This is a genomic window from Streptococcus sp. Marseille-P7375, from assembly GCF_902460365.1.
GTDB lineage: Bacteria > Bacillota > Bacilli > Lactobacillales > Streptococcaceae > Streptococcus > Streptococcus cristatus_I.
The window spans coordinates 302,079-316,571 of record NZ_CABPTR010000001.1 but is presented as its reverse complement, the minus strand read 5'-3'; the positions used below and the strand labels follow the sequence as shown (position 1 = coordinate 316,571).

General features: G+C 42.4%; 13 protein-coding genes. 2 read left to right on the top strand and 11 right to left on the bottom strand.

Annotation, left to right across the window (positions count from 1 at the left end):
* Positions 1–41 precede the first annotated feature (41 nt).
* The 8 genes from msrB to brnQ form a co-directional block, all read right to left on the bottom strand.
* Complete coding sequence (gene msrB / locus FZ954_RS01650; RefSeq protein ID WP_148876490.1) at positions 42–1,148, bottom strand: peptide-methionine (R)-S-oxide reductase MsrB; 1,107 nt, start codon at positions 1,146–1,148, stop codon at positions 42–44.
* A 15-nt stretch (positions 1,149–1,163) separates the two neighbouring features.
* Positions 1,164–1,727, bottom strand: a complete 564-nt coding sequence (locus tag FZ954_RS01645) for a redoxin family protein (RefSeq protein ID WP_148877625.1) — start codon at positions 1,725–1,727, stop codon at positions 1,164–1,166.
* Positions 1,728–1,797: 70 nt separating this feature from the next.
* Positions 1,798–2,118 (bottom strand): hypothetical protein, encoded by a 321-nt coding sequence (locus FZ954_RS01640; protein WP_148876487.1) that lies wholly within the window; start codon positions 2,116–2,118, stop codon positions 1,798–1,800.
* A gap of 27 nt (positions 2,119–2,145) precedes the next feature.
* Positions 2,146–2,856, bottom strand: a complete 711-nt coding sequence (gene ccdA2, locus FZ954_RS01635) for a thiol-disulfide oxidoreductase-associated membrane protein CcdA2 (protein ID WP_148876485.1) — start codon at positions 2,854–2,856, stop codon at positions 2,146–2,148.
* A 142-nt stretch (positions 2,857–2,998) separates the two neighbouring features.
* A complete protein-coding gene (locus FZ954_RS01630) occupies positions 2,999–4,033 on the bottom strand; it encodes a cell wall metabolism sensor histidine kinase WalK (RefSeq protein WP_148876482.1) in 1,035 nt (344 codons plus the stop codon).
* Entirely contained in the window at positions 4,030–4,728 is a 699-nt protein-coding gene (locus FZ954_RS01625; RefSeq protein WP_125371751.1) for a response regulator transcription factor, read from the bottom strand. The genes FZ954_RS01630 and FZ954_RS01625 overlap by 4 nt, the downstream gene beginning before the upstream one ends.
* A gap of 80 nt (positions 4,729–4,808) precedes the next feature.
* The gene (locus FZ954_RS01620; RefSeq protein ID WP_148876479.1) at positions 4,809–6,929 is read right to left on the bottom strand and encodes an SSURE domain-containing protein; all 2,121 of its coding nucleotides are present in this window, start codon (positions 6,927–6,929) and stop codon (positions 4,809–4,811) included.
* A 236-nt stretch (positions 6,930–7,165) separates the two neighbouring features.
* Positions 7,166–8,497 (bottom strand): branched-chain amino acid transport system II carrier protein, encoded by a 1,332-nt coding sequence (gene brnQ, locus FZ954_RS01615; protein ID WP_148876476.1) that lies wholly within the window; start codon positions 8,495–8,497, stop codon positions 7,166–7,168.
* Positions 8,498–8,727: 230 nt separating this feature from the next.
* Here brnQ and FZ954_RS01610 point away from each other — a divergent pair, with 230 nt between their 5' ends.
* Both FZ954_RS01610 and FZ954_RS01605 read left to right on the top strand, forming a co-directional pair.
* Complete coding sequence (locus tag FZ954_RS01610) at positions 8,728–9,741, top strand: YdcF family protein (protein ID WP_148876474.1); 1,014 nt, start codon at positions 8,728–8,730, stop codon at positions 9,739–9,741.
* A 55-nt stretch (positions 9,742–9,796) separates the two neighbouring features.
* Complete coding sequence (locus FZ954_RS01605) at positions 9,797–10,480, top strand: B3/4 domain-containing protein (RefSeq protein ID WP_148876472.1); 684 nt, start codon at positions 9,797–9,799, stop codon at positions 10,478–10,480.
* Positions 10,481–10,570: 90 nt separating this feature from the next.
* On the opposite strand, the gene FZ954_RS01600 is transcribed toward FZ954_RS01605, so the two are convergent.
* The 3 genes from FZ954_RS01600 to FZ954_RS01590 form a co-directional block, all read right to left on the bottom strand.
* Positions 10,571–12,343, bottom strand: coding sequence for an ABC transporter ATP-binding protein (locus tag FZ954_RS01600; RefSeq protein ID WP_148876470.1), 1,773 nt, complete (start codon positions 12,341–12,343; stop codon positions 10,571–10,573).
* A 9-nt stretch (positions 12,344–12,352) separates the two neighbouring features.
* Positions 12,353–14,089: an ABC transporter ATP-binding protein gene (locus FZ954_RS01595; protein WP_148876467.1), complete on the bottom strand. Its 1,737-nt coding sequence runs from the start codon at positions 14,087–14,089 to the stop codon at positions 12,353–12,355.
* A 158-nt stretch (positions 14,090–14,247) separates the two neighbouring features.
* The gene (locus FZ954_RS01590; protein ID WP_187423309.1) at positions 14,248–14,475 is read right to left on the bottom strand and encodes a hypothetical protein; all 228 of its coding nucleotides are present in this window, start codon (positions 14,473–14,475) and stop codon (positions 14,248–14,250) included.
* Between the last annotated feature and the right edge of the window lie 18 nt (positions 14,476–14,493).

The window sequence follows — 14,493 nt, the reverse complement described above, 5'->3', positions numbered from 1 at the left end:
TTTACTGGATTTATTATAGCAAATTTTCAATCAAAATGCTCTTAAACATAATCCAACAGATAGCCGTAGCCCTTCTCCTCCATCTCAGCTTTGGGAATGAACTTGATTGACAGACTATTGATACAATAGCGCAAGCCTCCCTTATCCTTAGGACCGTCTGTGAAAACATGGCCCAGATGGGAATTCCCAACCCGACTGCGAACTTCCGTTCGAGTCATGTTGAAACTCTTGTCTTCTTTGTAAGTCGCAACATCAGGACTGATAGGGCGTGTGAAACTCGGCCAACCGCAGCCTGAATCAAATTTATCCTTTGATGAAAAGAGAGGCTCGCCTGTCACCACATCCACGTAGATACCAGCATCGAACTTATCCCAATAGCGATTAGAAAAGGCCCGCTCAGTGTCATTCTTTTGTGTGACTGCATATTCTTCTGGCGAGAGCTTAGCCTTAATCTCTTCATCGCTAGGCTTAGGATAGCGACTAGCTTCGATAACAGGATAAGCAGCTTGATTGACTTCGATATGGCAATATCCATTAGGATTCTTTTTTAGGTAATCCTGATGGTAATCTTCTGCTTTGATAAAGTTTTTTAGAGGTTCTTTTTCAACAGCCAAAGGCTTATCATATTTCTTAGCAACTTCATCAAAAACTTGATTGATGGTATTCAAATCTGCTTCGTCCTTATAATAAACACCTGTTCGATACTGGGTACCTTGGTCGTTTCCTTGTTTGTTTTTGGAAGTCGGATCAATAATGCGGAAATAATGAAGCAAGATTTCTTTGAGAGATATCTTTTTTACGTTATAGGTAATTTTTACCGTCTCAGCATGACCAGTTTGGGAGACCAGTTCATACTTGGTCGTGTCGCTCTTGCCATTTGCATAGCCAGACTCAGCATCAATGACACCTGGTACTCTAGAGAAATACTCTTCTACTCCCCAGAAACAGCCGCCAGCCAGATAGATCTCCCGCTTGTCCTCTTCCTTGACGTCTTCTTGCTTTTGTTTAGTCACTTCTGTCTTGCTCATAGAGGCTTTCTTGATTTGTTCAGGAGATGATTGCTTACCATTCCCTGCAATCACATAGACCAGTCCAAAGCAGACAAGCAAGCCAATTAAAACCAGAAAAATCTTCCATTTACCTTCCATTTTCTTTACTCCTTTCTACTTGATTTCTTTCAGTGTTTTCTCAATATCTTCCTTGCTCATGTAGCCAATATGTGTCTTGGCAAGTGAACCATCGCTGCCAACAAAAAGAGCAGATGGATAAGAGCGAATACCGTATTCTTTCAGTAATTCTCCCCTAGTATCCATAAGAACTGGCATGCTCTTGTAATCCAAAGACTTGTACCATTTCTTAAAATCATCTGCTGACTTTTCTCCATTAAAGGTCGGAGATACCACTGATAAGACGACATAGTCCTTCCCTTCCTGCTCCTTAGCCAAATCATTGGTATCTCCAAGAGTGGATAGACAGATAGAGCACCAAGATGCCCAAAACTTTAGATAGACTTTCTTGCCTTTGAAATCAGACAGCTTGTAGGTCTTGCCGTCCACTCCTTGCAGACTAAAGTCCTTGGCCATCTTTGTAGCTTGATTAGAATTTGCCTTACTAGTCATGGAACTTTTATCATTTTTAGAAGCTTCCGAATTCATTTGCTGATTTGAGCAAGCTCCCAATAAACCGACACAAAGCAGACTAGCAGTCAAAATCGATAGTTTCTTCATCATTTTCTTTCCTTTCAAAATAAGGAGAAAGCCGACAAAACTGACGACTTTCTTTCCTATGGTGGAATTCTTATTTATCAGATGACATTTCGGATGAATCTTTCATGTCATCCTTCATGCTTGAGTCGCTTGATTTCATATCAGCTTTCATGTCAGACTTGCTGTCGGACATCATAGAAGAGTCCTTCATATCATCCTTTTTCATTTTATCATCAGACATGCTGGAGTCTTTCATATCCTCCTTCTTCATGTCGTCTTTTTTCATATCCTCTTTCTTCATCATGCTGCTGTCATCCATCTTTTTCATGTCTGAATTTGACTTTTGACTGGAGCAAGCAGCTAAGGCAAAGATACTAAGAGTAGCCATTGTAAGGGTAGCGATTTTTTTCATGATATTTCTCCTTTAATTATATAATATTTATCCAAATAGCGATGCTAAAGCGTTTAGATTTCCGAGCATAAGTAGAATTCCCATAAGAATGATGAGAGCTCCGCCAACTTTCTTAAGCGTTCCCATATAAGGTTTGAGTTTTGCAAAGTGCTGTAATACCCAGCCAGAAGCCAAAGCCATGGCTAGAAAAGGAAGTGCTAATCCAAGTGTATAAACCAACATAAGCAAGCCTCCCTGAAGAGCGCCGTTTCCGCCAGAAGCAGCAATCGCTAAAACAGAACTCAGAACAGGTCCCACACAGGGCGTCCAACCAAAGCTAAAGGTGATACCCAAGAGAAAAGCGTTAAGAAAATCACTTCTTTTACTATTCTTTTTAAGTTGGATGCTCTTTTGCTTTTGCAGTTGCTGGATATTAATGATTCCCATCTGGTGAATTCCCAGTAGAATGACAATACCGCCCAGAACGTAGCGAAACCAAGGGGCATAGAGGACTTGTCCTAGAGCGCCAGCTCCATAGCCCAAAACTAAGAATACAGTTGATAAGCCAGCTATAAAGCAGAGCGTCTTAGCTAGACCATACCAGGAAATGTCTTTTCCCATAAACCGAACCGTTTTCTGCTGATCCGAATCCAGCAGAATTCCTACATAAACCGGCATAAGCGGTAAGATACAAGGGGAGAAAAAGGAAAGAATCCCCGCCAGAAAAACAGAAATAAAGAACAAAAAACTTGTTGCCATTTCAAAAACCTCTCTATCAATTTCTGACTCTAGTATAAAATAAAAATCTCCCTAAAAATAGGGAGATCGATTTGGAAAAACTTGAATTTGGTTTTATCTTTGCTAAACCAAGAATTGAAAACGTTTACCAATTGCTGTGGATTTATGTTAGGTTGAGAGTAAATGTAAAAGTGCTTCCTAGACCATACTGGCTTTCGACCGTTATTTCCCCACCCAGCTGATGAGCCAATTCACGCGCAATAGCAAGACCCAGACCATGCCCGCCTGTCTTCATATTACGAGATGTTTCCACACGATAAAGGCGTTTGAAAATCTTATCCAAATCCTCAGGAGCAATACCCTGTCCTTCATCCTTCACACTTATTGTCAAGATTTGCTCAGTTAATTGAGCCACGACCTCAATTTTAGTTCCAGGGTCTGAATACTTAAAGGCATTATTTAGCAAGTTGACCAAGATACGGGAAAGTTTATCGTAATGGCTCTTAATTTTCGCTGGCTCAGGAGACACTTGAATGTAAATGTCTCGCTCCTCCTGCTCAATCAATAGTTGAAATTCACTCATGACCTCAATCAATAGCTGGTCTAGAAAGACTATTTCAGCTTCTCCATCTGATTCTATTCGAGGCTGGGCATTAAGAGTCAAAACATCCAATTCTTCCACCAGTTTATTCAAACGCTCTGTCTGACGGCTAATCGTGGTCAAGTAATGAATCTGCTCCTCTTCTTCGATCACTCCATCTAAAATCCCCTCCACAGTCGCCTGAATAGAGGTAATGGGAGTTTTAATATCGTGAGAAAGCTGGGCAATCATCATTCCTTTTTCTCGTTCACTTTCATCAAGCGACTCAAACGTTTCTTGCAAATTATGCGACATATCGTTAAAAGCCTGACCCAACTCTTGAAATTCAATAGGGCCCTTGGCGTCAATCTCTGTACTAAAATCCTTGTCAGCTATATTCTGAGCCTGTTTTTTCAGATGCTGAAGGGAAGAAAATACTGGCGATAAAAGAAAGAGACTGACTGCCGCTCCTATGAAACTAGCAATCAAGGTCATTCCAACTAGGAAATCAATCTCGCTTTTTACAATCAACATTCGCTGGACTGCCCAGAAAACAAGCAAAATCGTTAATAGGCTAGAAATCAGATACCCCACCAGAATGTAACTTTTTAATTTCATTTTATACCTCGTGCTCCTTCCATTTTATACCCCAGACCCCAGACAGTTTTGACGGCAGGAGTGTCTGAACTGGCATACTTGGTCAATTCCTGTCTCAGAGCATGTATATGAACATTAAGGGTATTGGTATCATCTACGAAGTCTTCCTGCCACACCTTTTCGTAAAGCTCCGTCTTTGAAAAAACTCTCTCAGGATTACTAGCTAAAATCCAGAGCAGTTCAAAGGATTTCACTGTTAATTCCAAAAAATGCTCTCCGATGCGAGCCTCATGAACCGCATGATTCATCACCAAATCACCGAGCTCAATTTGTTCGATCTCGCCTCCACGATGCAGTCGGCGCAAGATATTATTGACCCTTAGAACTAGCTCACGCGGACTAAAAGGTTTGGCTATAAAATCATCTGCTCCTAAGCTCAAACCGTAAATTTTGTCTTGATCGCTAGTCTTAGCCGTTGTAAAAAGAAAAGGCTGATCAGGTGCTATATACTGAACCTCACTGATAAAGTCATAACCGTCCATATTCGGCATCATGATGTCCGTGATGATCAGGTCAACAGATTTCTTTCTGAAAAGATCTAACCCCTCCACGCCATCTCGAGCCACTAAAACATGGTAGCCTTCCTGCATAAGATAGCGCTTTTGAATATCTAGAATATCCATCTCATCATCAACGAGTAAAATTGTCTTTCCCATTTGCCAATCTCCTGATAAAAACAGTGTTATACTGGCTTTAGTATAACACTATTTTTAGTAATTTTTAAATGATTTGAACCTTAATCTTTTTGTTTTTCTTTCAAACCTAGAAGGCTAAGAATTCCTGCCAAAGCTAGTCCTAAGAAACCAATGGTAGCTGTAGCTGTTTGAGCCTCACCAGTTTTTGGTAACGTAGGCTTATCATTTTTTTTCATCGTATCTGCCATCGGCTTAGAAGTTGGGTGTTCCCCCTTCACATCAGTCATGCGATGATCTACTTCCTTCGTACCCTCAGCTGTACTCATAGAATCTGTTGCAGAAGGCTTCTTATTCATCTGACCTTCTTGAGATGGTGTTGTAGAAGGTTTCATATTCATTTGACCTTCTTGAGATGGTATTGTAGCCATTTCTTTTCCACGAAGCTGAATCGTTACTTGACGAGTCGCGATAAGATTTGTCAAATCTGCTTTGCCATCTTTGGCACCATAGACCTTGACAGTAGCTTGGTAAGTGTGAGTTCCGTTAACACGAAGTTGGTCAAGAAGGGCTTGTCCGTCTTTACCTGTAGTATTGCCGTTCAAATCCACTTCGTATAAGTATTGACCTTTCGCCAAGCCTTCAAGTGGCAAGAGAGCTGGATTTTTAGCTGTGCCGTTGTCTGACCAAGGAGCCTTGTCAGAAGATTTGAGCAAGAGACGCGTCAACATACCATCTCCACCGAAAGCTTCATACGGGATGACTTGGTTAACACCCGCCAAGAATGGACCAGGAACATTTGCTTTTTCTAGGTAGCTAGCTGGAACGTCGATATGGTCTTTAATATTTTTAGTGACTGAATCTTTGACTGCTTCTTTTGAAATAAGACCATTCATGTCAACCGTCACATTTTTTGTCGCAACAAGATTGCTTAAATCTGCTTTTCCATCTTTAGCACCATAGACTTTAACAGTCGCTTGGTAAGCATATGTTCCATTAGCGCGAAGTTGGTCGAGAAGAGCTTGCCCGTCTTTACCTGTCGTGTTGCCGTTCAAATCCACTTCGTAGAAGTATTGACCTTTGGCCAAGCCTTCAAGTGGCAAGAGGGCTGGATTGTTAGCTGAACCATTATCTGACCAAGGTGCCTTATCAGAAGATTTGAGCAAGAGACGCGTCAACATGCCGTCGCCACCGAAAGCTTCATACGGAATAACTTGATTAACACCCGCCAAGAATGGACCGGGAACATTTGCTTTTTCTAAATAGCTGGCTGGGACATCAATATGGTCTTTAATATTTTTGGTGACTGAATCTTTGACTGCTTCTTTTGAAACAAGGCCGTTCAAGTTAACAGTTACATTTTTTGTAGCTACGAGATTGGTCAAATCTGCTTTTCCATCTTTGGCACCATAGACCTTGACAGTAGCTTGGTAAGTGTGAGTTCCGTTAGCACGAAGTTGGTCGAGAAGGGCTTGCCCGTCTTTACCTGTAGTATTGCCGTTCAAATCCACTTCGTAGAAGTATTGACCCTTCGCCAAGCCTTCAAGTGGCAAGAGAGCTGGATTTTTGGCTGTTCCATTATCTGACCAAGGTGCCTTATCAGAAGATTTGAGCAAGAGGCGCGTCAACATACCATCTCCACCGAAAGCTTCATACGGAATGACTTGATTGACACCAGTCAAGAATGGACCAGGAACGTTCGCTTTTTCTAAATAGCTGGCTGGGACGTCTACTGAGTCCTTAGTATTTTCTTCAACTCCTTTTTTAACTTCATCTGGAGTCGTTACTGATTGAGAAATAGCCGCTTCACGAGCTTGGTTTGAAACTACATCAGGAGTTGCCACTGGCTTAGCTTCTTCTTTCTGATTGGTAACTTCTGTAATATTCTGTTCTTCTTTGGTTTTTGTTACTTCTTCCTTTGGAGTTGGGTTAGTCTTATCTAAAGAAATAGTTTCATCAACTACTTCCTTTGGAGCTGACTGATTTTCAGGAAGAGTTGAATCCACTCCTTCTTTTAAAACTGTCTCTGGTAACTCATTCTTTTCTAGTGATGATGAATCTGTTTGAAGAACTTCAGTCGGAGTCGTAGTGAGAACATCTGCATGTACAGTGTTTGGTTGACCAACTAGCAAAAAGAAACCACTGGCAACTACGACGGAAGCCACACCCACGCTTAAACGACGGATTGACCAGCGAGTATACTTTTGATTTGGATTGAATTTCATAGGATTCTCCTTTAGCTTTTTTTGATGAATCTAGTATAATCTCCTAAGATTAAATAGGGATAAGAAAGAGTTAAAATTTCTCTTAAATCTATCTTATAAAATCCTTATATTGTCTTATTATTCATAAGAAACAACTTGAGTTTCTTCACCGAACATTCCCAGTCTTAAACTTAAATCACCTACTACAATTGACAATGAGTCAAAAAAATCCACCACACTGTGGTGAATTTTCTTTATTATGCTTCAAATTCAAATGCTTCACTTTTTTGCTTGTTTGGCAAAAAGAGCGAGAGCAAGATTCCAACCAGAGCCGGCAGCAACCAAGGTAGAGAAGCTTGAGCAAATGGCAGTGCATTAACCAGATTGAGAATGACAGTTAGCTTGAATTGTCGTCCCAAAATGCTAGCAAAAGCAATCAGGGTCACCACTGCGATGGTCAACTGCATCCCTGGTTTAGAAAGTAGCAAAAAGCGATTGACCATGACAATCATCACAATCGTAATGGTAATCGGATAAAGAATTTCCAGAACTGGGACCGAATACTGGATAATAGCATTTAAACCAAGATTTGCAATAGCGAAACCAACTAGAGTAAAAATGGTCGCATACACCTTATAAGATACTTTCGGGAAGGTATTATGGAAAAATTCGCCAGTTGAGACGATAAGTCCAGCTGTTGTTGTAAAACAGGTCACCGTTACCATAATCGCTAGGAAAATCTGAGCCATCGGACCAAAGATGGCTTGAGTTGCAGAAGACAAAACAGAAGCCCCTACGTTTGCACCTTTCGGCAAATTCGCTAGATTAAGTGGGAAGTGATTTCCAAGGAAGGCCAAACCGATATAAAGAACGCTAAAGCCTAGCGCCACAAGAATGCCAACGACCCAAATAGTAGAAATATATTCCTTTTTATTCTTGAAACCGAGCTGGTTGAGTGTTGTCACGGCAACCACACTAAAGGCAACTGAAGCTAAGGCATCCAGAGTATTGTAACCTTGAAGAAATCCTGCTCCGAAAGCTGAAGCAGCATATTCCGCTGTTGCTCCTTGAGGAGCAGTGGAACCATATTTGGCAGCTCCTAATACAACTAAAACTACAATCAATAAGGCAAAGATTGGCGTTAAATAACGACCAATACTATCAAGGATTTTCGATGGATTAAGTGCAATCAGATAGGCAAAGGCAAAATAAACCAGCGTAAACCCAAAAAGCCAAATGGCATGAGAACCTGCAGGCAACATGGGCTCAATCCCGACAGAAAATGCAGTGGTCGCCGTCCGAGGAATGGCAAAGAAGGGACCAATTGCAAGATAAAGGGCTACCAAGTAAACTACCGCAAACCAAGGGGCAATCTTTTTCGAGATTTCATCAATATAACCCTTGGGATTTAAAGTACCTATAATCAAGGTTAAAATAGCAATACCGACGCCCGATAGGACAAAGCCTCCAATAGCTGGCCAGAAATTTTGACCAGATTCCAAACCCAATTGAGGTGGAAAAATCAGGTTACCGGCTCCGAAAAACATTCCAAATAAAAGCAAACCGGTCAAGGATCCTTTTTTTATCATCGTCATCTCCAGTCTTTTTAAGATTTTTCCATTATACCGATAAACACCACTCATTGCAAGGATTTTGAAATAAAAATCGCCTTTTCTCAACCTTAAGAAATTCACGAAACACAATACGATTTATTACGAATTATCTTTGTTTGTTTTCGATTTATATCATATATGCAATTCCTTCTTTATTAGATAGACTTATGCTATACTAGTTATAAGTTCAATTGCGAGGTTTTAATATGTTACTTCATCTAGTCTGGCTCATCCCTGCTGCTATCTTTACTCTTTTAGTCTATCGGGAACCTAGAAGTTTATTCAATGCTTATCTCCTGACCTTCACTCTTATGATGATGGGCATTGTTTTAGCCGGGCTTACGATTGTTAGTCTTGAGCGATTTATTGGTTATAAACCAGCTATGATTAGCTTTTATATCCTGCTTTTAGCAGTCCCCTTTAGTATTTTTGCTTCTACTGCTTATTTGATTTTTAATGGTCGCCAAATGCTACAGCTAGAGGGGCTCAGACTAGCCAATCTACTATCGCTTCTCTACGGCCTAGCGATCGTAGGACTTGGTTTACTGCATTTTTTCGCTCCTCGGTCATTTCTTGCAATTTTGATTTCCCTCGCTGATTTGCTACTATTTTACGGAACCTTTCTCTATCTTTCCTATATCATCTACGCATTCTTTTTAAATATTTTTCCAGTCAAGAAAGAGCCTCAGACTATTATTATCCTCGGTGCAGGATTGTTTGGAGATAAGGTGCCTCCTCTGCTGGCTCAACGCTTAGATAAAGGGATAGCAATCTATGAAAAATTTAATCGGAAGCCAGTCATCATTGTCTCTGGCGGTCAGGGAGACGACGAGTGGATTTCCGAAGCAGAGGCTATGGCAGGTTATTTGATGGAAAAAGAAGTCCCAGCTGACAGTATTTTCCTCGAAAATAAATCTTGTACTACGCTTGAAAATCTCATATTCAGTAAAGAGCTCATGCTCGCACATGGATTGGAGCAAGATCGAGTTCTCCTAGTCACAAATTCTTTCCACGCGCTACGTGCTGGCATCTATATGAAACAAGTTGGTCTCAAAGGCCGCAGTATTGGTTCTCGCACGGCCTTCTATTTTCTTCCTTCTGCATGGATCCGAGAAACCGCTGGCTTAATCCGTATCTACTGGAAATGGCATGCGTTTATCATCGGAATTCTGCTACTTCCCTTCCTTTTCTCCTTATTCCACACATATTTTTCATTGTAAAAAGCCCTAGAAAAAGGTATAATGATGGTAAGAACAAAATGGAGGTCCGTCTAAGATGAAATTTACCATTGATAAAAGTTTAGCAGAACTGGGCATCACAAGCGTCGTCCTTGCCATTGCTAGAAACGTCGATCCCCAAGCACCTTTATCAGAAGCCTTTCTCCAAAAGCAGAAGGAAGCAGAAAACTGGGCCTTGAACTGCAATCTAGCAGAAATCACTGACCAACCGACTATCCAAGGCTACTGTGATCTGCTGCAGAAAGTGGGACGCAGTGTTAAAAAGAACCCGCCAACAGTACCAGCTTTGATCCGCAATATCCAACACCGCGGCTCCATTCCAAGGATTAACAGCGTTATTGATATTTATAATGTAGAATCCTTGCATTCTCTCCTAGCTATCGGTGGGCATGACCTTGATAAAATCGGTGATGAGATTGAGTTTACAGTCAGTCAGAAGGATGATATTTTCCTCCCTATCTTATCCAAGGAAAAGCGCGTAGCTCCGACCGACTATGTCTATCGAGATGAAAAAGGCATCCTTGCTTGGCTTGATGTCCGTGACAGTGACCTTTATAAATTTGATGATAGCACCAAAAATGCCATTTTCATTATCCAAGGAAATGCCCATACATCTGTCCAAATGCGACTAGAAGCCCTTGAACGCATTCAACAGGATTTAGCAGCAGCCATGCCAGATCTCGAATTCGAGACGCATGTCGTCCAAGCAGAAAGTCTTTAAGCAACCTTTCTCCCGACAAGCTTTTGAGGTAAAACTTCATCAAATTATAAATCAAAAAGGAAACTCAAGCGAGCTTCCTTTTTTATATGTCTAGGCTTCTTTCTTATCCGAAAATTGGCTCATATACAAGTCATGATAGAATCCCTTGTCGACCAGCAGCGACTCGTGATTGCCCTGCTCAATGATTTGTCCATCCTTGAGCACCAAAATCTTGTCTGCTTCTTGGATAGTAGACAAACGGTGTGCAATGACAAAGCTCGTCCGCCCCTGCATCAGAGTTTTCATGGCCTTCTGAATCAACAGCTCCAAACGAGTGTCAACTGAGGAAGTCGCCTCGTCCAAAATCAGAATCTTAGGATTGGCCAAGAGCGCCCGTGCAATCGTCAGGAGCTGCTTTTGTCCCAGCGAAATATTGCTAGATTCCTGATTCATTTCCATGTTGTAGCCACCCGGTAAGGTCCGGATAAAGTGGTCCACGTTGGCTGATTTAGCTGCTTCCACAATCTCCTCATCCGTGGCATCAAGGTTACCAAAGCGGAGATTTTCCTTGATAGTCCCTTCATAAAGCCAAGCATCCTGCAGAACCATACCAAATTGCTTACGATAGTCTTGGCGGGATAGCTGGCGGATATCGTGGCCATCCACGCTGATAGAGCCCTTGGTCACATCGTAGAAACGCATGAGAAGATTGATCAAGGTCGTCTTACCAGCTCCAGTCGGCCCAACAATAGCCACCATTTCACCTGGCTGAACTTCCAGATTAAAGTTGCGAATCAGCGGCTTATCTGCCACATATTGGAAGTCTACATCTTTGAAGCTGACTTGACCAGTCAAGTCCTTGTCTAGCTGGACGGTATTATCCATGACTTCATCTGGCTCATCCAAAATCTGGAAAATCCGATCCAGCGAAGACTTAGCGCTCTGGAGCTGACCTGCCAGCTGGGTGAGGTTTTGAATAGGCTGATTGACCTGCCAGACGTACTGGACAAAGGCCTGCATATTCCCGATGGTCAGCTGACCAGCAATAACCTGTAAACCACCCAAGAGAGCAACGATAAGATAGGTTAAATCCGAAATCGCATTAAGAACGGGCATCATGAGTCCTGAGATAAAGCTGGCTTTAAAACCGACTTCTTGCAAATTTTGAGTAATGGCTCGAAAATCCTCAGCCGAAGTCTCTTCCCGACCATAAAGTTTGAGGACATTGAAACCTGACAGATTTTCCTGAACGAAGCCATTCATAGTGCCCAAAACATCCGCCTGCTGCTTAAAGTAAGGCTGAGATTTTTTAAGGATGAATCTAGCTCCAAAATAAGTCAGAGGAATGCTGACGATAACAATCAAGGCCAGCTGGATATTCAGATAAAGAACCATCCCAATGACCAAAATAAGGGTCATGACGGCATTGACCACCTGCAAAAAACTTTGTTGAAGTGCATTTGAGACGGTCTCCACATCACTGGTGAAGCGCCCAATCAGATCACCGAACTGGTGCTTGTCAAAGTAGGAAACAGGAATTCGATTGATTTTACGACTGAGCTCATTGCGCATATCGCGAACGGTGCTCTGCACAGCATTGGTCATAAAATAGTTAGAGAAATAGGCACCAATCTCATAAAAGAGGGCACGAATAAAGTAAAGCAGCATAATCCAAGCCACATAGCTGCTATTGATGGCTGCACCGGGTACTCCCTTGGCCATATCCAGCAGATTTTGTGTCAGCTCTGTGATGGCAAGTCCTAGGACAAAAGGCTCTAGGACACTCATGACCACGCTGACAATCTTGAGGAAGACTGCAAGAAGCACGGCGGCTTTATAGACTTTTAGATAGCCCCATAAGCGGACAAAACTATTTTCTTTCATCTCTTCCTCCTATTCTTCTGTTAGTGATTGGCTGTTGAGCTGGGAATTGGCAATTTCGCGATAGATGGCATTATTTTCCATCAATTCCTCATGTCGACCGCGACCCACGATTTCACCCTTGTCTAGGACAATAATCTGATCCGCATCCATAATGGTTCCAACCCGCTGAGCCACGATGAGAACCGTTGCATCCTGCGTCACTTCCTTGAGTCGGCGGCGCAAAGTCGCATCTGTCTTGTAGTCCAGAGCCGAGAAGGAATCATCAAAAATATAAATGTCTGGCTCTTTAACAACCGCACGCGCAATGGACAGACGTTGCTTTTGACCACCGGATAGATTGCTGCCGCCTTCAGCCAAATGCGTCTCGAAGCGCTCTTCTCTGCTCTCGATAAAGTCGCGAGCCTGAGCCACATCCGCTGCTTGATTGAGCTCCTCAGAGCTAGCATCTTCCTTACCATAGCGGATATTTTCAGCGATCGTCCCGGTAAATAGCAAAGCTTTCTGCGGGATAAAGCCAATCTTCTGACGGAGAGCCTTGAGATTATAGGCGCGGACATCCACACCATCCACCAAAATCTTGCCCAAGGTCACATCATAGAAACGCGGAATCAGCTGAACCAAGGAAGATTTACCAGAACCTGTTGAGCCGATAAAGGCGATCGTTTCCCCCGGTTTGGCCTTGAAAGAAATATTATGCAGAACAGGATTTTCCGTCTCACCTGGATAGGCAAAGGTTACATTGTCAAATTCCAGATAGCCATGAGTCGCAGTTTCCGTGATCCCATTCTCATTTGGATCGATGGAAATCGGCATATCCATGACTTCCTTCAGCCGCTCACTAGAGACCGCCGTACGTGGATACATGGTAAAGAGACTGGACAGGAGCAGGAAGGACAGAAGGGCATGGAAACTGTACTCGATAAAGGCAACTAAATCCCCGATTTTCAACTCGCCGCTGCCTAGTGGTTTCAGGGCAAACCAGACAATGGCCACAATCATGGCAATGATAATCTGCACAAAGAGAGGCTCCGTCAAACCTGTCAATTTGAAGAGACGGTTGGAATTCTCCGCATAGATTTCATTTTCATTGGCGAAGCGCTCTTCCTGAAATTCCTCACGGGCAAAGGCTCGAATGACCCGCAGACCGGTCAGATTTTCCCGAGCATACTGGTTGATCTTGTCCAGTGTCTTCTGCTGCTTTTCAGACAGGGGACGCGTCTTGACCGCCACATACCAGACTACGATTGCCAAAAAAGGCACTGAAATCGCCACAATCCAAGCCATGGACGGACTGGTCAGGAAAATCATGAGGATGGACGACAGCATCATGATAGGCGTGATAGCTCCCATCTTGAGCGTTTGCTCCGCAAACTGCATAAGGACAAAGGCATCACTGGTAATCCGCGTCACTAGCGAAGAAACGCCAATCTGCTCGTACTCATGATGGGAATACTCCTGCAGCTTGTCATAGAGATCATTCCGCATATCCCGCACCATGCTGGTCGTTAGTTTCCCAGCGGCATAGGAAAGGACGATCCGCCCCAAAATCCCAAGGATAATAACCAGCAGCATGATAAAGCCCCAGAAATACAGGCGTTCCTGATCGCCTTGGTTAATCCCTTCGTCAATCATGCGTGCCAAAACCGTTGGCAGCCCTAGATTGACCACTACAAAAAAGATGGCCGACACAAAATCCAGCACCAACCACTTGGGGTAGCGTTTCAAATAAGACCAAATGTAAAGCATAATCCCTCCAATTTCTATAATAATAAAAAAGCACTGAAGAGTACTTTTAGACAGAAAAGAGCGCGCTAACGCACGCCTTATTAAGAATATTATAGCAGAAATATGAAAAATCGTAAAGAGTTACCAGCATATCTTTTCTTTCGAGTTTGTACTATATTTTAAGAATGAATGCTTACTCTGAGCTTTTCCTGAGGGTTATATTCATCACATAAGATTGTTCCCAACTCTCGCTCAATGTAACCTTTTCCCCACTGCTCGTACTGAAGAAATTTTTCTTCCCAATCTTGTAGACTATCTCCAGAGGTAGTCTTTAAAAATTCATCTAACTGCTCATCATCTTCGATATTATTAAATAAACTTAACCATTTTTCAGATACCATAGACATAATGATTTCCTCCTTAAT

Coding starts and splice junctions, on each gene's coding strand:
- msrB (WP_148876490.1), bottom strand. CDS start 1,148: ATGGAAGGTAAATGGAAGATTTTTCTGGTTTTAATTGGCTTGCTTGTC.
- FZ954_RS01645 (WP_148877625.1), bottom strand. CDS start 1,727: ATGAAGAAACTATCGATTTTGACTGCTAGTCTGCTTTGTGTCGGTTTA.
- FZ954_RS01640 (WP_148876487.1), bottom strand. CDS start 2,118: ATGAAAAAAATCGCTACCCTTACAATGGCTACTCTTAGTATCTTTGCC.
- ccdA2 (WP_148876485.1), bottom strand. CDS start 2,856: ATGGCAACAAGTTTTTTGTTCTTTATTTCTGTTTTTCTGGCGGGGATT.
- FZ954_RS01630 (WP_148876482.1), bottom strand. CDS start 4,033: ATGAAATTAAAAAGTTACATTCTGGTGGGGTATCTGATTTCTAGCCTA.
- FZ954_RS01625 (WP_125371751.1), bottom strand. CDS start 4,728: ATGGGAAAGACAATTTTACTCGTTGATGATGAGATGGATATTCTAGAT.
- FZ954_RS01620 (WP_148876479.1), bottom strand. CDS start 6,929: ATGAAATTCAATCCAAATCAAAAGTATACTCGCTGGTCAATCCGTCGT.
- brnQ (WP_148876476.1), bottom strand. CDS start 8,497: ATGATAAAAAAAGGATCCTTGACCGGTTTGCTTTTATTTGGAATGTTT.
- FZ954_RS01610 (WP_148876474.1), top strand. CDS start 8,728: ATGTTACTTCATCTAGTCTGGCTCATCCCTGCTGCTATCTTTACTCTT.
- FZ954_RS01605 (WP_148876472.1), top strand. CDS start 9,797: ATGAAATTTACCATTGATAAAAGTTTAGCAGAACTGGGCATCACAAGC.
- FZ954_RS01600 (WP_148876470.1), bottom strand. CDS start 12,343: ATGAAAGAAAATAGTTTTGTCCGCTTATGGGGCTATCTAAAAGTCTAT.
- FZ954_RS01595 (WP_148876467.1), bottom strand. CDS start 14,089: ATGCTTTACATTTGGTCTTATTTGAAACGCTACCCCAAGTGGTTGGTG.
- FZ954_RS01590 (WP_187423309.1), bottom strand. CDS start 14,475: ATGTCTATGGTATCTGAAAAATGGTTAAGTTTATTTAATAATATCGAA.